Origin of the sequence: Cupriavidus basilensis OR16 (genome assembly GCF_000243095.1) — a bacterium.
GTDB classification, from domain to species: Bacteria; Pseudomonadota; Gammaproteobacteria; order Burkholderiales; family Burkholderiaceae; genus Cupriavidus; species Cupriavidus basilensis_D.
In genome coordinates, this window is the sequence record NZ_AHJE01000007.1 from 46,011 (window position 1) to 62,414 (window position 16,404).

A 16,404-nucleotide genomic window follows, 5' to 3' on the forward strand; every position below is an offset into this window, starting at 1 on the left:
CATCGGGTCATGCAGTGGCGATGCCCTATGAGCCGGTAAGACACGCCAGCCAACACTCAGGACCGCACGACGCAACCACCGAGGCCCCCGCAGGGGGATGTCGTACGCTCTTGGGTGCAAGACGCCATCGCCGATCAAACAAACAGCGAAAGAAGCAAGCCCCCCGTCCCCCCTTCACCCCCGATCCGCCCACCCAGTCATCCGCCTCTCCACAACAGCAAAAAACTCATACATCACCATCGCCATCACCGCAATCACCACCAGCCCGGCAAACGCCAACGGCATCTTCATCGCCGAACCGGCAGACACCAGCAGATAGCCGATGCCTTCGTTGGCGGCACTCATCTCCGACACGGTAGTGCCAACGAATGCCAGCGTGATCGCCACCTTCAGCGAGGCGAAGAAATAAGGCATCGACCGCGGCAGCCCGACCTTGAGCAGCACGTCGGTGCGCTTTGCACCAAGTACGCGCAGCACATCCTCCAGTTCCGGCTCCAAGGTGGCCAGCCCGGTAGCGATATTGACCATGATCGGAAAGAACGAGATCAGGAAGGCGGTCAGGATCGCCGGGCCGGCGCCGAGCCCGAACCACACCACCAGGATCGGCACGAACGCCGCCTTAGGCAACGCATTGAACGCCGTCATCAGCGGATAGCCGGCCGCGTAGGCCAGCCTGGACGAGCCCATCAGCAAACCCAGCACCACGCCCACGATGATGGCGAGGCCAAAGCCCACCATGGTGGTCCAGAAGGTTCGCCAGGCATGGCCGGCGATCACGTCCCAGTACTCGAACAGCGACGTGACGATCGCGCTGGGGCTTGGCAGGATGAAGTCCGACACATTGAACGCCAGGCACGCACCCTGCCATAGCAGCAGGAAGGTACCCAGCAACAGCCACGGTGCCACGCGCTGCACGCGGCGTTGCTGGGCCGCGTTCGGCGAGGATGAAAAAGTGCTCATGGTCAATGCTGCCGTACGTGGCCGATCTTCTCGCGCAACGCGTGCACGAGATCGGCAAAGGGTTCGGTATAGGTCAGGTCGAGGTCGCGCGGACGCGGCAGATCGATCTCCTTGCGGGCGAGGATGCGCCCCGGGCGCTGGCTCATCACGTAGACCGTGTCGGCGAGGAACACGGCCTCGCGCAGGTCGTGGGTAACCAGGATCACGTTGAAGCGCTGTGCCTGCCACAGATCGCGCAGCACGCACCACAGTTCCTCGCGCGTGAAGGCATCGAGCGCGCCGAATGGCTCGTCGAGCAGCAGCATGCGCGGCTCGTGGATCAGCGCGCGGCAGATCGAGGCGCGCTGCTGCATCCCGCCCGAGAGCTGCCAGGGGTACTTGTCCTCGTAGCCGGCCAGGCCCACGGTACGCAGCAGCTCGCGCGCCCGCGCCGTGTATTCCTCGCGTTTCTGGCGCAGCGTGGAGCGGTACGGCTCGACGATCTCCAGCGGCAGCATGACGTTTTGCAGCGTGGTGCGCCAGGGCAGCAGCGTCGGCGCCTGGAAGGCCATGCCCACCATCTTGAGCGGGCCGGTGACCTTTTCGCCAGCGATCTTGACCACGCCGCGCGTGGCCGGCTTGAGGCCGGTCGCCAGCTTCATGAAGGTGGACTTGCCGCAGCCGGACGGCCCGACAATGGCGATGAACTCGCCCGGCCCGACCTGCAGCGAGATGTCCTCGATGGCGAACTCGCCCTGGCGCGCCAGTTCGTCGTTATAGGCGAGCCAGACCCGGTTGAACTCGACGAAGGACTGCGCCGCCGGCTCGGCCGGCAGGTCCGGCGGGGCCACGGCCGCTGTGCGCATGGAGATCGTGCCAGCAGTCATCGCAGCACATCCAGTTCGGCGGCGGACGGCAGGTAGGCATCGGTCCACAGGTTGTCGGGGTTGATGCGGCCCTTGGTGCCGAAGGCATCCGCCACTTGCGAAGCCATCAGCGACAGGCGCGGCTTGTTGACGCGGCCAAAGCCCTCCGCGCGCGCGTCAGGCGACTTGACCACGCTGTCCAGCGCCATCTTCAGGCGCTTGGTCTCGAGCTTCTCGTCGATGATGCCGTCGCGCGCCTTGACCGCCTTGATGCCATCTTCCGGCTTGGCGATCACGTCCTTGGCCGATTTGGCGAAGGCGCGCAGGAAGGCCTTGACCGCCTCCGGGTTCTTCTTGAGGAAGTCTTCCGAGGCGATCACGGCGTTGCCATACAGCTTCACGCCGTATTGCGGGTAAGGCAGCACCACGATGTCCTCGTCCTTCACGCCGCGCGCGTTCAGGTTGAGGATGGACGTGAAGGAGAAGCCGGTGATGGCATCGAGGTCGCCGCGCGTGAGCATGGTCTCGCGCAGGGTCGGGTCCATCGCCTGCCAGTTGAAGCTGGATGCCTGCAGGCCATTGGCCTTGGCGAAGATCGGGAAGGCGCGGCGGCCGGCGTCGAATACCGGCGCGCCGAGCTTCTTGCCGGCCAGGTCGTGCGGGGCCTTGATGCCGGACTTCTTCAGCGCCAGCACGGCGGCGGGCGTGTTGTTGTAGACCATCATCACGGCCACCGGCTTGTTCCTTGCATCCGGGTTGTTGCCGTAGAACTCCATCACCGAGGCCAGGTCGGCGAAGCCCATGTCGTAGGTGCCGGAAGCCACGCGGTTGACCACGTTGCCCGAGCCGTTGCCGGCGTCGATCGACACATCGAGCTTCTCGGCCTTGTAGTAGCCCTTCTGCTCGCCCAGCAGGAACAGCGCCGACGGGCCCTCAAAGCGCCAGTCGAGCTGGAAGCGGACCTTGGTCTGGGCGTGCGCCTCGCCGGCAAATTGTGTCGACAGCACCAGGGCGGTGCCTAGCGCCATGCCAAGCTGCAACCAGCGGCGGCGCGCGGTGGACACGCCGGCGCCGGACCTGGCATGGGCCGGCTGGGCGCCGGCGTGAGCGGCAGTGGCTTCGAACGGGGTGGCGGCACGGAATAGCGGCATTGAACTCTCTCCAGTTAGTCGTCTTCCTGGATAGTTCGTCTGCAAGGCGCGTGCCATGCAAACACGCACCACGATGGGGCTGATACGCCACCTATTGTCGAACCAAATTCGTGCGGCCGAATGGTCCAGTGCACTTTGCCGCGAAGCATTGTCGACAATGCTTCGCGCTCCGGGCTAGTGCCGCGTCAGGCGTCCTGGGTCGCGTCGCCCGCTTCGATGGCCAGCGCGGCATCCTCAACGGGGGCCTCGCTCTCGGCCGCGCTGCGCGCCTGGATGCGCCACATCTCGGCGTAGCGGCCGTCGAGCCGCATCAAGTCGGCATGGGTGCCGCGCTCGATGATGCGGCCGTGGTCCATCACCAGGATCTGGTCGGCATGCACCACGGTTGAGAGCCGGTGCGCGATCAGCAGCGTGGTGCGGTTCTGCGCGAGCCGCATCAGCTCGGCCTGGATGGCCTGCTCGGTGCGCGAGTCGAGCGCCGAGGTGGCTTCGTCGAAGACCAGGATGGGCGGGTTCTTGAGCAGCGTGCGGGCGATGGCCACGCGCTGCTTCTCCCCGCCCGACAGCTTGAGGCCGCGCTCGCCCACCGGCGTGTCGTAACCCTGCGGCAGCTCGCGGATGAAGGTGTCGATCTGGGCCGCGCGCGCGGCCTCGATGACCTCGTCGCGGCTGGCGTCGGGGCGGCCATAGGCGATGTTGTAGTAGATGCTGTCATTGAACAGCACGGTGTCCTGCGGCACGATGCCGATGGCGCGGCGCAGGCTGTCCTGGGTAATCGAGCGGATATCCTGGCCGTCGATCTCGATAGCGCCGCTGCTCACGTCATAGAAGCGGAACAGCAGCCGCGCCAGCGTTGACTTGCCCGAACCGCTGTGGCCCACTACCGCGGTCGTGGTGCCGGCGGCAATGGTGAAGTCCACCTCCTCGAGGATCACGCGGTTGCTCTCGTAGCCAAAGCCGACATGGTTGAACCGCACCGCCGCACCCTGCACACGCAATGCGGCGGCGCCCGGCGCATCGGCCACTTCGCGGTTGGTGCCCAGCAACACGAACATGCGGTCCATGTCGGTGGTGGCCTGCTTGATCTCGCGGTAGATCACGCCGAGGAAGTTCAGCGGGATGTATAGCTGGATCATCAAGGTGTTCACCAGCACCAGGTCGCCCAGCGTGAGCTTGCCCGCCGCCACGCCCACGGTGGCGCGCCACAGGATCAGGATCAGGCCGGTGGCGATGATGGCCTGCTGGCCGAAGTTCAGGAACGACAGCGAGTTTTGCGAGCGGATCGCCGCGTTGCGGTACTTGCGCAGGTTCTCGTCATAGCGGCCAGCCTCGTACTCCTCGTTGCCGAAATACTTGACGGTCTCGAAATTGAGCAGGGAATCGATCGCCTTCTGGTTGGCGCGCGAATCCAGCTCATTCATCTTGCGCCGGAAGTGCGTGCGCCACTCGGTCACCACGATGGTGAACACGATATAGCTCACCAGCGCGCAGCCCGTGATGGCGGCGAACCAGATGTCGTAGTGCAGGATGAAGAAGCCCATCACCAGCCCCATCTCGACCAGGGTCGGCAGGATGCTGTAGAGCGAGTAGGAGATCAGCGACTGGATGCCGCGCGTGCCGCGCTCGATGTCGCGGCTCATGCCGCCGGTCTGGCGGTCCAGGTGAAAGCGCAGCGACAGCGCATGCAGGTGGCGGAACACCTGCAAGGCGATCTCGCGCACCGCGCTCTGCGTGACCTTGGAGAACAGGATCTCGCGCAATTCGGTAAACAGCGTGCCCGACAAGCGCAGTATCCCGTAGGCAACGATCAGCCCCACCGGCACCACCAGCAGCGCGGTCGCGCTGCCGGCGGGGACATTCATGTTGTCCACCAGCTTCTTCATCAGGACCGGCACGCCCAGGTTGGCCACCTTGGCCGCCACCAGGCACACCAGCGCCAGGATCACGCGCCACTTGTAGTGCCAGACATAGGGCAACAGGTTGCGCACAGTCTGCCAATCGCTGCGGGGATCGTTGGATTTGCCAAAGAGGGAAGAAGGCTGGGCGGGGGACGGCTCGGCCGACGTAGAGTAGCGTCGCATACGTTAGAATTCGGGCGAATATGCGATTGTGGCAGAGATCGGCTTTGTTAGCCGGCGCCACGCCGTTTATCCCCGTCACGGCACCGCCGCGACGCCCGGACTGCACGGCGGCAAGGTCACTCCGGCATGCGCACCGGCGCGCCGGCACCCCGCCGCGGCCCTTGCTGCCCCGCCCCAACCCTATCCAGCCTCAAGCCATCATGAATCAAGCCAACGTCCTCCCCTGCCTCCCCCCTGGCAAGAATCCCGCCCTGCGCGTGGTCCCGATGCCGGCGGACGCCAACGTGCACGGCGACGTGTTCGGGGGCTGGATCATGGCCCAGGTGGACATTGCCGGCTCGATCCCGGCGGTGGAACGCGCCCAGGGCCGCGTGGCCACGGTGGCGGTGAACTCCTTCCTGTTCAAGCATCCGGTCTTTGTCGGCGACCTGGTGAGCTTCTATGCGGATATCGAAAAGACGGGGCGCACCTCGATCACCGTGTCCGTGGAGGTCTATGCGCAGCGCATGCGCCAAAGCAACGAGATCGTCAAGGTGACGGAAGCCACCCTGACCTATGTGGCGACGGACGACGCAAGGCAACCGCGGGTGTTGCCCGCGCTATAAACGGCCGCGCCTGAAGCCCGCTCCCCGGCCAGGCATGCCTGGCCGGGCGCCGGCGTGGGGGATCCGCGTCTGCCCTGAACTCCCGCAAAAAATACAGAAATAGCAGAATATCCGCTAGCACATTCAGACTTGTCCGATTGCTTTGCCTCGCCATATCCCTTTAAATGTGAATGATTATCATTTGCATTAAAGGGGCATTGAATGCGTTCGTACATCAGGTCAGCCGCGCTGCCGCCGCGGCGCCCACTCGCTTCCGTCGTCCTGGCGGCGGCCTGCGCTACACCGGTCCTGGCAGACGATTTGCAGCGACAAGGCAAACACATCGAACTGGCACCTGTCACGGTCACGGGAACGCAAGCACCCAGTTCCAAGGTTGAAGGCTCCGGCTCGGCCAAATACGCGGCACCGCTGCTCGATACGCCCCAGACCATCACGGTGGTACCGCAGCATGTGCTGGAGGAGCAGAACGCCTTGAGCTTGCGGCAGGCGCTTTCCAACGTTTCCGGCATCACCTTCAACGCCGGCGAGGGCGGCGGCGGCTCCGGCGACAGCATCAATATCCGCGGCTTCAGCGCCAACGCGAACATGCAGATCGACGGCCTGCGCGACAGCGGGCAGAACAACCGCTCCGACCTCTTCAACCTCGAAGCGGTCGAAGTGATCAAGGGGCCGAATTCGGTCTTCGGCGGCGCCGGCACTACCGGTGGCAGCATCAACATGATCAGCAAGCAACCCAAGGCGGACAGGTTCACGCATGTGGGCGGCGGGGTCGGCACGGCCCGTTTCCGACGCCTGACCCTGGACACCAACCAGCCGCTGCCGTGGGGCGAGAACGCGGCAGTCGTCCGCCTGAACCTGATGGCGCACGAAAATGACGTGCCCGGGCGCGACGCCCTTGAACGCCGCCTCGCGCCGACGCGCCTGACGCTGAGCTATTTCCACCAGAGCGACGACAACCTGCCCGACTACGGCGTGCCGGCGCTGAACGGCCAGCGGCTCGCGGGCGTCAGCCGGCACAGCTACTTTGGCTGGCGCAACGTGGACCGGGAGAACATCGCCACCGATGCGGCCACCGTCAAGTTCGAACACGAGTTCAACGACAACCTCAAGCTGCAGAACCTGACCCGCTATTCGCACCTGCACCGCGACACCGTGATCTCGGCCTCGCACGTGAACCAGAGAGGGCTGCCGCCAGGCCGCTACCTGCCGGCAGGGCCGCAGGGCTATGGCCGCGACTCGGCCACCGAGCTGTGGATCAACCAGACCAACCTCACCAGCCGCTTCGCCACCTTGGGGCTGGGACACACCCTGGTCAGCGGCTTCGAGATCTCACGCGAGACCTACAACCGGACCACCTACTCCTACAATCTCGCCAAATACTATCCCGCCAACGGCTTCGACCTCTCCAACCCGCCAGGCTACTGGAGCGCGCCCACCGACCGGCGCGACAGCGCGCGCAACAAGACGTGGCTTGACGTCAAGGCGCTGTACGCGCTTGACACCATCGCCCTGGGCAAGCACTGGGATCTGAACCTCGGCCTGCGCTACGACTGGATAGATGGCAGCGCCGAGAGCACGCCGCTGGGCAAGTCAACCGACCGCGCGGACAGCACCACCAACCAGCTCAGCAGCCGGGCGGGACTGGTGTTCAAGCCCACCGACAACGGCAGGATCTATTTCGCCTACGGCACGTCCTTCAACCCGTCCGCCGAGTTCCTGGTCAGCACCGGCTCGGGCGTGAGCAAAGCCACGGGGGACTTGGCGCCCGAGAAAAACAAGACCTATGAGCTCGGCAGCAAATGGGAGTTCATGGAGCGGCGCCTGGGGCTGAACGCGGCGCTGTTCCAAGTCGACAAGGACAACACGCGCGAGCGCCTCGCCGATGGCAGCTACGCCCTGGCCGGCGAGCAGCGCGTGCGCGGCGTCGAGCTGGGCGCGGCTGGCAAGGTGACGCCGAACTGGGACGTTTTCGCCAACTACACTTACCTGAACAGCAAGACGCTCAAGTCACTGTCTCTGCCCGAGCGCGAAGGCAAGGCCCTGGCCAACACACCGGCGCACTCCTTCAGCCTGTGGACCACCTACCAGCTCCCCGCGGGCTGGACGCTGGGCTACGGGGCGCGCTTCATCGGCAGGCGCAACGTGACGTCAGTGGGGGACGGCATGCTCGGCGCCTACCTGGTGCACAACGCCATGCTCGGCTATGCGCCGAACAAGAACCTCAAGTTCCAGCTCAACGTCGACAACCTGTTCAACAAGGCCTATGTGGAGCGGGTGCGCCAGACGCTCGGCAGCGCATCGCGCTCGTCCGCGATCGAGTATGGCGATGGCCGGTTCGCAGTGCTGTCGGCCGTCTACTCCTTCTAACGCTACGCGCCGGGGTCGCCGCAGCCGATGCCCCCGGCCCAGGGTCAGCCAAATGATGATTCACATACCCGGCGTACTGACGCCGGAACAGGTGCGGGAAAGCGTAAGCCTGCTGACGCAGGCCGACTGGGCCGACGGCAAGGCGACCGCGGGATTCCAGTCCTCCCTCGCCAAGGACAATCTGCAATTGCCGCACGACTCCCCGCAGGGCAGGCACATCGCCGCGATGATCGAGCAGGCCCTGCGGCGCCATCCCCTGTTCTTCTCGGCGGCACTGCCGGCCAGGATCTACCCCAAGCTGTTCAACGCTTACGCGGGCGGACAATCGTTCGGCACCCATGTCGACAATGCCATCCGCTACCTTCCCGACGGCTCGGACAGCATCCGCACGGATATCTCGGCCACGCTCTTCCTGTGCGGGCCCGACGACTACGACGGCGGCGAGCTGATCGTCGAAGACACCTATGGGACGCACGCGGTCAAGCTACCCGCCGGCGACATGATCCTGTATCCGGCTTCCAGCCTGCACCGTGTCAGCCCGGTGACCCGGGGTACGCGGCTATGCGCATTCTTCTGGATCCAGAGCCTGCTGCGGGACGCCCGCCAGCGTGCGCTCCTGTTCGACCTGGACACCACCATCCAGGATATCGGGCATGCGCTTGGCCATGGACACGCCACCGTGGTGCGCCTCACCGGCGTCTACCACAACCTGCTGCGCGAATGGGCGACGCCCTGACCTTGGCCTCGGCCTTGATGCCGCGCGAATGGCGGCAGCTGAAGGGGGCGGGCCATCTGCCATAGCGGCCAGGGACGCCCGCACGCTCAACTGAAGCGCGAGAAGTCCGGGCGGCGCTTCTCGAAGAACGCCTTGAAGGCTTCCTTGGCTTCCGGCGCCTGCAGCATGCGCCGGAACACCTCGCCCTCCTCCGCCATCTTCGCCTGCACGGCAGCCTTGTCGTTGCCCTTCATCAGCCGCTTGGTCTCCCGCAGCGACGAAGCCGGCAGCGCCGCCAGCTTGCGCGCCTGCTGCAGCGCGAACTCGTTGAGCTCCGCCACCGGCAGCACGCGCGTGGCCAGACCGATCTGCAGCGCTTCCTGCGCGCTGAAGGCTTCGCCCAGCATCAGTTTCTCGGCGGCGCGCTGGTGACCCAGCAGGCGCGGCAACAGCATGCTCGACGCCGCCTCCGGGCACAGGCCCAACTGCACGAATGGCAGCGACAGCCTGGCCGTCTCGGAGACATAGACCAGGTCGCAATGCAGCAGCATGGTGGTGCCGACGCCCACCGCCGGGCCGCTCACGGCCGCCACCAGCGGCTTGCTGGCCTGGCTGATCTGCTGCAGGAACTGGAACACCGGCGCCGGTTGCTCGCCCTCGCCCGAGGTGGGCGGGCGCTGCATGAAGTCCTCCAGGTCGTTGCCGGCGGTGAACACTTCCGGCTTGCCGCGGATCACGATCACGCGTACGGCGGGGTCGGCATCGGCGGCGCGCAGCGCGTCGGCCATGGCCTGGTACATCGCCGCCGTGATGGCGTTCTTCTTGTCGAGGCGATCGAACTCAAGGGTCAGGATGCCTTGTTCGATGGTGGTCAGGATGCTCATGAAATCGTCTTCTCCTTACTGCTTGGTTGACTTGTCCGCGCGCCGAAACGCGTTCATTCGAACGCTGGCGGATTCTCGCAAAGATAGCTCATCCCGAAGGCCTTTGCGCCGACATTGAGCGCCACCGTCAGGCTCATCGGCGCCAGCATCAGCTCCACGCCATGCTGCTGCGCGGTGCGCGCGAGCGACTGGTAGGCAGGCAACGCTTGAATCGTCTCGGGCGGCCCCGCATAGCTCAGCGATACCACCGGGCTCTGCAAGCGGCCGCTGCGGATGCATTGCTCCGCATGCGCCATCACGCGGCGCATGCCTTCGTCCGCGCCACGCGCCTTGGCCACCGGTTCGGTCTGGCCGCGATGCATATGCACGATGGGGCGGATATTGAACGCGCTGCCGAGCATGTAGCGGCCCCAGGTGATGCTGTTCTCGCCTTTGTGCTTGGCCCGTGTGTACATGTACAGCAACTCGTCGGGCACCAGGAACATATGCGCGGCGTCGCGCAGGCGTGTCTCCACGGCCTCCACCACCGCCTGCGCGCTGGCGCCGCCGCCCAGCATGCGCGCGGCCTCGCGCACGATCAGCGCCTGGCCCGGGCCGATCGCGCCGGTGTCGATCACGGTGAGCTCGAACAGGCCGGTGCGGCCCGCATCCTTGCGCGCCTTGAAGCTCTTGGCCACGGTGCCGACCACGGCGCCCGAGGCATGCGCGTACAGCTTGCTGCGGCTGCTGGCGATGGTGAGCAGCAACGCGCGGTCGCATGAGGTCACCACGTGCTTGAGCAGGTGGTCTTCGATCTCGCGCTCGAGCAAGGGAATGGATTCGGCGTAGTGGTCCTGCTTGCCGACCAGGTACTGCTGGTAGAGCGACGGCAAGGCCGGCTCGTCGCGCACATCGGCCACAAAGCGGTCGCCCGCGCGAATGCGGAACGGTACCGTGCGCACGCCAAGTTCAGCCATCAGCGCGCGCGGCATGTCGCACGCAGCGTCGGCCAGGATGAGTGTCTCCTGCATCTTGTTGTTTCCTCCCTGTCAGGTGAGCCGCATCGAGGCGGCAGCTGTCTCCTTGTGATGGCACTGCCCTCTTCACCTGATTGAGAGTCGGGGAGATGGATCACGCGGCGCACGCTGCCCGCCCGCGATCCAACGCCCCAGTGGCGCGTTTAAACGCGCTCGAAGATGCCTGCCGCGCCCATGCCCGTGCCGACGCACATGGTGACCATGCCGTACTTCAGGTTGTTACGGCGCAGCGCGTGCACCACGGTGGCCGAACGGATCGCACCGGTGCGCCCAGCGGGTGCCCAGGGCGATGGCGCCGCCCATCTGGTTGACCTTGGCCGGGTCCAGCTGCAGGTCGCGCATCACCGCCAGCGACTGCGCGGCGAAGGCTTCGTTGAGCTCGATCCAGTCCATCTGGTCCTGCGTGAGGCCGGCTGCCTTGAGCGCCGCGGGAATCGCTTCCTTGGGACCGATGCCCATGATCTCGGGCGGCACGCCGCGCACCGCGAACGACACGAAGCGCGCCAGCGGCACCAGGTTGAACTGCTTGAGGATCTTTTCCGAAACCAGGATCAGCGCGCCCGCGCCGTCGGAGGTCTGCGAGCTGTTGCCGGCGGTGACGCTGCCCTTGTTGGCAAACACCGGGCGCAGCTTGCCCAGGCCTTCGATCGAGGTTTCCGGACGCGGGCCTTCGTCGAGCGAGAGGGTGCGCGTCTTCACCTCGACCTGGCCGCTGGCCAGGTTGGGGAATTTCTCGACGATGTCCACCGGGGTGATCTCGTCCTTGAACTCGCCGGCCTGCTGCGCGCGAATGGCCTTCTGGTGCGAGGCGAGCGAGAAAGCATCCTGGTCTTCGCGGCTGACCTGCCATTTCTGCGCGACCTTCTCGGCCGTCAGGCCCATGCCGTAGGCGATGCCGATGTTCTCGTCGCGCTCGAAGATGGCCGGCGACATCGACGGCGAGTTGCCCATCATCGGCACCATGCTCATCGATTCCACGCCAGCGGCGATCATCACATCCGACTCGCCCACACGGATGCGGTCCGCGGCCATGGCCACGGCCGACAGGCCGGAGGCGCAGAAGCGGTTGACGGTGATGCCACCCACGGTGTTCGGCAGGCCCGACAGCAGCGCGCCAATGCGCGCGACGTTCGGGATCGAGGTTGGGCACCTGCGCCACCGCCGCGCGCAGGATGGTGGCCAGCAGGTCGTCAGGGCGTGTGTTCTTGTACGCGCCCTTGGGTGCCTTGCCGATCGGCGTGCGGGTCGCGGCAACGATGTATGCGTCTTGCAGTTGTTTCATGATGTCGGTTCCTCGCTTGCCTTAGTTGCGCACCGGCTTGCCGGTCTGCAGCATGCCCATGATGCGTTCCTGGGTCTTGCCCGTGCCGAGCAGGTCGACAAAGGCCTTGCGTTCCAGCGCCAGCAGCCATTCCTCGCTCACCAGGGAGCCGGCTTCCACGTCGCCGCCGCACACTGCCTCGGCAATGCGGCTGGCGATCAGGAAGTCGTGCGCCGAGATAAAGCCGCCGTCGCGCATATTGGCCAGCGACGCCTTGATGGTGGCAATGCCCGAGCGCCCCGCCACCGGCACCAGCGTGCCCGGCACCGGCGCGCGGTAGCCGGCGTTGGCCAGCGCGCGCACTTCGCCCTGGGCCACGTACAGCAGCTCATGCACGTTGTAGACGATGGTGTCCGACGGCTGGAGGTAGCCCATCTTCTGCGCTTCCAGCGCCGAAGCGGAGACCTTGGCCATGGCGGCCGCCTGGAACCGGTTGGTGAGGAACTGCAGGTAGTTGGTGCTGCCCGCGGCTTGTGCCGCGCGCGCCGCCGCCAGCGCGGCCTCCTTCAGCCCGCCGCCTGCGGGCACCAGGCCGACGCCCACTTCCACCAGCCCGATATAGGTTTCCAGCGCGGCCACGCGCTTGGCCGAATGCAGCATCAGCTCGCAGCCGCCGCCCAGTGCGATGCCGGATGCTGCCGACACCACCGGCACCGCGCTGTACTTCACGCGCATCATGCCGTCCTGGAATTTCTTGACGAAGGGCTCGATGCCCTTGGCGCCACCCATCATGAAGGCCGGCATCGCGGCTTCCAGGTTGGCGCCCGCGGAGAACGGACCGCCCGGCGCGCCCAGTTGCAGCGACGTGGGCTGCCACACCACCAGGCCCTTGTACTCGGCTTGCGCCAGGTCGATGGCGCGCGTCAGCCCGTCGATCACATCCGGCCCGATGGTGTTCATCTTGCTCTTGAACGAAACCACCAGCACGTCGTCCTGGCCTTCGCTCACCCAGATGCGCACGGCATCGTTTTCTTCCACGGTACGGCCTGCCTTGCGCGGATCGGCGGCAGCCGTGCCCTTGACGGCGGCGCGGAACACCTGGCGCTCGTAGACCGGCAGTGCGTTGCGCTGCACGAAGGCCTGCGCGGCGGGAGACCACGAACCCTGCGCGCCGTGCACGCCCTGGTTGTCAGCGACGGGGCCTTCGAACACCCACGACGGCAGCGCCGCGCTGGACAAACCCTTGCCCGCGTCGATGTCTTCCTTCACCCATTCGGCCACCTGCTTCCAGCCTGCAGATTGCCAGTCCTCGAACGGACCGGAATTCCAGCCGAAACCCCAGCGGATCGCCAGGTCGATGTCGGCGGCGGAGCCGGCGATCTGCTCGAGGTAGACGCCAATGTAGTGGAACACGTCGCGGAACACTGCCCACAGGAACTGCGCCTGCGGGTTGGTGGATTCGCGCAGCAGCTTGATACGCTCGGCCGGCTCCTTCTTCAGCATGCGCACCACGATCTCGTCGGCCTTCTTGCCAGCGTCGACGTACTGGCCGGTCGTGGGGTCCATCACCTTGATGGCCTTGCCTTCCTTCTTGTAGAAGCCGGCGCCGGTCTTCTGGCCGAGCGCGCCTGCATCCACCAGCGCCTTGAGCACGGCGGGCGTCTTGTACACCGGCGCGAACGGATCATCCTGCAGGGTGTCCTGCATGGTCTTGATCACGTGGGCCATGGTGTCCAGGCCCACCACATCGGCGGTACGGAAGGTGGCGGACTTGGCACGGCCCAGCTTGGAGCCGGTCAGGTCATCGACCACGTCGAAGGGAATGCCGTACTTCTCGGCCTCGGCGAACACCGCCAGGATCGAGAAGATGCCTACGCGGTTGGCGATGAAATTCGGCGTGTCCTTGGCGCGCACCACGCCCTTGCCAAGCGCGGAGGTCAGGAACGTTTCCAGGCGGTCCAGGATCGCAGGCTGCGTGGTCGCGGTCGGGATCAGTTCCACCAGGTGCATGTAGCGCGGCGGGTTGAAGAAGTGCACGCCGCAGAAGCGCGACTTCAGGTCCGCGTCGAAACCGTCGGACAGCGCGGTGATCGACAGGCCCGAGGTGTTGGTGGCAAAGATTGTGTGCGATGCCAGGTGCGGCGCGACCTTCTTGTACAGGTCGTGCTTCCAGTCCATGCGCTCGGCGATCGCCTCGATCACCACATCGCACTCCTTGAGCAGCGCGAGGTCGTCCTCGTAGTTGGCCGCCTGGATCAGGCCGGCTTCGTCCTTGATGCCGAGCGGCGCCGGCGAGAGCTTCTTGAGGTTCTCGATGGCGCGCAGCGAGATGCCGTTCTTGGGGCCTTCCTTGGCGGGAAGGTCGAACAGCACCACGGGCACGCGGGCATTGACGAGATGGGCGGCGATCTGCGCGCCCATGACGCCGGCACCCAGCACGGCGACCTTCTTGACGATGAAATTGGACATGCGCGCTCCTAGGAAAGTGAGCGTTGAGATGAGGTGGGTTGGCAGCGCCTGGCGCTGGGGTTGCCGCGGTGTGCTCCCCTCCCCCGTTTCATGGGAGGGAGGAGCACACCATCGGCATCGGCAGCGCCGTAGCAAACAGCTTGCGCCTGCGCTAAGACAACCGCGTTAATGCAAGACGACCGGCAAGACGACCGGCAAGCCGGCCGATCAGAACAGATCCGCGTCCAGCGCCATCAGCGTGGCCGAGCCGGCGCGCGCCATGCGGATCTGCGATGCGGTCTCGGGCAGCAGCTTGGCAAAGTAGAAGCGCGCGGTCGCCAGCTTGGTCGTGTAGAACTTGTCGCCGCCAGCTTCCTTCTCCAGCGCGATCTTGGCCATGCGGGCCCAGAAGTACGAGAACACCAGGTGGCCCACCACGCGCAGGTAAGGCACCGCGGCGGCGCCGACTTCGTCGGGGTTGGCCATGGCCTTCATACCGATTTCCATGGTGAGCTTCTGCACCTTGTCGCCCAGGTCGGCCAGCGGGTTGACGAACTCCTGCATGGCTTCGTTGGTGCCCTCTTGCTCGACGAACGCTTGCACGATCTTGCCGAAAGCCTTCATCTTGGCGCCCATGTCGCCCAGGATCTTGCGGCCCAGCAGGTCCAGCGCCTGGATGGTGTTGGTGCCTTCGTAGATCATGTTGATGCGCGCGTCGCGCACGTACTGCTCCATGCCCCATTCGGCGATGTAGCCGTGGCCGCCGAAGACCTGCATGCCTTCGTTGGTGGCGGTGAACGCATTGTCGGTCAGGAAGGCCTTGATCACGGGCGTGAGCAGCGCGACCAGGTCGCCGGCTTCCTTGCGCACGGCTTCGTCCGGATGCGACAGCTCGCGGTCGATCTGCAGCGCGGTCCAGTAGCTGAACGCGCGGCCACCTTCGGCAAAGGCCTTCTGCGTCAGCAGCATGCGGCGCACGTCGGGGTGCACGATGATCGGGTCAGCCGGCTTGTCCGGTGCCTTGGGACCGGTCAGCGCGCGCATCTGCAGGCGGTCCTTGGCATAGGCCAGCGAGTTCTGGTAGGCCACTTCGGTCAGGCCCAGGCCCTGCATGCCAACGCCCAGGCGGGCGGCGTTCATCATCACGAACATGGCGTTCAGGCCCTTGTTGGGCTCGCCCACCAGCCATCCGCGCGCGCCGTCCAGGTTCATCACGCAGGTGGCGTTGCCGTGGATGCCCATCTTGTGTTCGATCGAGCCGCACTTGATGCCGTTGCGCTCGCCCGGGTTGCCGTTGGCATCGGGGACGAACTTCGGCACCACGAACAGCGAGATGCCCTTGGTGCCCTGCGGCGCGTCCGGCAGGCGCGCCAGCACCAGGTGGATGATGTTGGCGGAGAGATCGTGCTCGCCGGCCGAGATGAAGATCTTGGTGCCGGTGATGCTGTACGAGCCGTCGACTTGCGGCTCGGCCTTGCTGCGCAGGATGCCCAGGTCGGTGCCGCAATGCGGCTCGGTCAGGCACATGGTGCCGGTCCATTCGCCGGAGACCAGCTTGGGCAGGTAGACCTTCTGCAGCTCGGGCGTGCCGTGCGCGTGCAGCGCCTCATACGCGCCGTGCGACAGGCCGGGGTACATGGTCCACGCCTGGTTGGCCGAGTTCAGCATCTCGTACAAGGCGTTGTTGACCAGGATGGGCAGGCCCTGGCCGCCGTACTCCGGGTCGCAGCCCAGCGCCGGCCAGCCGGCTTCCACGTACTGCTGGTAGGCTTCCTTGAAGCCCTTGGGCGCGTTCACCACGCCGTCGCCGACGTAAGTGCAGCCTTCGCGGTCGCCGCTCTGGTTGAGCGGGAACACGACCTCCGAGCAGAACTTGCCGGCTTCCTCGAGCACCTGGTTGATGGTGTCCGCGTCAACGTCGGCGTGCTTCGGCAGCGCCTTGAGTTCGGCTTCCACGCCGAGCAATTCATGGAGCACGAACTGCATGTCGCGCAACGGTGCGGTGTACTGGCCCATCAAAGACTCCTTGGAGGTTTGCAAAGCCGCTACGCCGCCCATGCACGATCCGGCA

11 protein-coding genes and 1 pseudogene are annotated in these 16,404 nt (G+C 65.7%); 3 read left to right on the forward strand and 9 right to left on the reverse strand.

Features of this window, described 5'->3' with window-relative positions; translation table 11 throughout:
* Positions 1-174: 174 nt before the first annotated feature.
* From OR16_RS02720 to OR16_RS02735, 4 genes are all read right to left on the reverse strand, one after another.
* Positions 175-960 carry an ABC transporter permease gene (locus tag OR16_RS02720; protein ID WP_006156428.1) on the reverse strand — a complete coding sequence of 262 codons (786 nt, stop codon included), beginning with the start codon at positions 958-960 and terminating at the stop codon, positions 175-177.
* Positions 961-962: 2 nt separating this feature from the next.
* Positions 963-1,805, reverse strand: coding sequence for an ABC transporter ATP-binding protein (locus OR16_RS02725; protein WP_050982867.1), 843 nt, complete (start codon positions 1,803-1,805; stop codon positions 963-965).
* Between the two features lie 17 nt (positions 1,806-1,822).
* Positions 1,823-2,956 carry an ABC transporter substrate-binding protein gene (locus OR16_RS02730; protein ID WP_006156430.1) on the reverse strand — a complete coding sequence of 378 codons (1,134 nt, stop codon included), beginning with the start codon at positions 2,954-2,956 and terminating at the stop codon, positions 1,823-1,825.
* Positions 2,957-3,141: 185 nt separating this feature from the next.
* On the reverse strand, positions 3,142-5,037 hold the full coding sequence (locus OR16_RS02735) for an ABCB family ABC transporter ATP-binding protein/permease (RefSeq protein WP_043418163.1): 1,896 nt from the start codon (positions 5,035-5,037) through the stop codon (positions 3,142-3,144).
* Between the two features lie 200 nt (positions 5,038-5,237).
* Here OR16_RS02735 and OR16_RS02740 point away from each other — a divergent pair, with 200 nt between their 5' ends.
* The 3 genes from OR16_RS02740 (at position 5,238) to OR16_RS02750 (ending at position 8,745) form a co-directional block, all read left to right on the forward strand.
* The gene (locus tag OR16_RS02740; protein ID WP_043418166.1) at positions 5,238-5,642 is read left to right on the forward strand and encodes an acyl-CoA thioesterase; all 405 of its coding nucleotides are present in this window, start codon (positions 5,238-5,240) and stop codon (positions 5,640-5,642) included.
* 201 nt (positions 5,643-5,843) lie between these two features.
* Positions 5,844-8,009 (forward strand): TonB-dependent receptor, encoded by a 2,166-nt coding sequence (locus OR16_RS02745; protein ID WP_043418168.1) that lies wholly within the window; start codon positions 5,844-5,846, stop codon positions 8,007-8,009.
* Between the two features lie 52 nt (positions 8,010-8,061).
* Complete coding sequence (locus OR16_RS02750) at positions 8,062-8,745, forward strand: Fe2+-dependent dioxygenase (RefSeq protein ID WP_006156434.1); 684 nt, start codon at positions 8,062-8,064, stop codon at positions 8,743-8,745.
* Positions 8,746-8,831: 86 nt separating this feature from the next.
* Here OR16_RS02750 and OR16_RS02755 read toward each other — a convergent pair whose 3' ends face one another.
* From OR16_RS02755 to OR16_RS02775, 5 genes and pseudogenes are all read right to left on the reverse strand, one after another.
* The gene (locus OR16_RS02755) at positions 8,832-9,608 is read right to left on the reverse strand and encodes an enoyl-CoA hydratase (protein ID WP_006156435.1); all 777 of its coding nucleotides are present in this window, start codon (positions 9,606-9,608) and stop codon (positions 8,832-8,834) included.
* A 53-nt stretch (positions 9,609-9,661) separates the two neighbouring features.
* Positions 9,662-10,618 carry a DegV family protein gene (locus tag OR16_RS02760; RefSeq protein ID WP_006156436.1) on the reverse strand — a complete coding sequence of 319 codons (957 nt, stop codon included), beginning with the start codon at positions 10,616-10,618 and terminating at the stop codon, positions 9,662-9,664.
* Between the two features lie 149 nt (positions 10,619-10,767).
* Positions 10,768-11,710 (reverse strand): annotated as a pseudogene (locus OR16_RS02765) (acetyl-CoA C-acyltransferase).
* Positions 11,711-11,927: 217 nt separating this feature from the next.
* Complete coding sequence (locus OR16_RS02770) at positions 11,928-14,354, reverse strand: 3-hydroxyacyl-CoA dehydrogenase/enoyl-CoA hydratase family protein (protein ID WP_006156437.1); 2,427 nt, start codon at positions 14,352-14,354, stop codon at positions 11,928-11,930.
* Positions 14,355-14,561: 207 nt separating this feature from the next.
* A complete protein-coding gene (locus OR16_RS02775; protein ID WP_006156438.1) occupies positions 14,562-16,349 on the reverse strand; it encodes an acyl-CoA dehydrogenase C-terminal domain-containing protein in 1,788 nt (595 codons plus the stop codon).
* Between the last annotated feature and the right edge of the window lie 55 nt (positions 16,350-16,404).

What these genes read in the sequence shown, in the direction of transcription:
- OR16_RS02770 (WP_006156437.1), bottom strand. Translation starts at nt 14,354, where the DNA reads ATGTCCAATTTCATCGTCAAGAAGGTCGCCGTGCTGGGTGCCGGCGTC.
- OR16_RS02745 (WP_043418168.1), top strand. Translation starts at nt 5,844, where the DNA reads ATGCGTTCGTACATCAGGTCAGCCGCGCTGCCGCCGCGGCGCCCACTC.
- OR16_RS02740 (WP_043418166.1), top strand. Translation starts at nt 5,238, where the DNA reads ATGAATCAAGCCAACGTCCTCCCCTGCCTCCCCCCTGGCAAGAATCCC.
- OR16_RS02720 (WP_006156428.1), bottom strand. Translation starts at nt 960, where the DNA reads ATGAGCACTTTTTCATCCTCGCCGAACGCGGCCCAGCAACGCCGCGTG.
- OR16_RS02725 (WP_050982867.1), bottom strand. Translation starts at nt 1,805, where the DNA reads ATGCGCACAGCGGCCGTGGCCCCGCCGGACCTGCCGGCCGAGCCGGCG.
- OR16_RS02760 (WP_006156436.1), bottom strand. Translation starts at nt 10,618, where the DNA reads ATGCAGGAGACACTCATCCTGGCCGACGCTGCGTGCGACATGCCGCGC.
- OR16_RS02755 (WP_006156435.1), bottom strand. Translation starts at nt 9,608, where the DNA reads ATGAGCATCCTGACCACCATCGAACAAGGCATCCTGACCCTTGAGTTC.
- OR16_RS02730 (WP_006156430.1), bottom strand. Translation starts at nt 2,956, where the DNA reads ATGCCGCTATTCCGTGCCGCCACCCCGTTCGAAGCCACTGCCGCTCAC.
- OR16_RS02735 (WP_043418163.1), bottom strand. Translation starts at nt 5,037, where the DNA reads ATGCGACGCTACTCTACGTCGGCCGAGCCGTCCCCCGCCCAGCCTTCT.
- OR16_RS02750 (WP_006156434.1), top strand. Translation starts at nt 8,062, where the DNA reads ATGATGATTCACATACCCGGCGTACTGACGCCGGAACAGGTGCGGGAA.
- OR16_RS02775 (WP_006156438.1), bottom strand. Translation starts at nt 16,349, where the DNA reads ATGGGCCAGTACACCGCACCGTTGCGCGACATGCAGTTCGTGCTCCAT.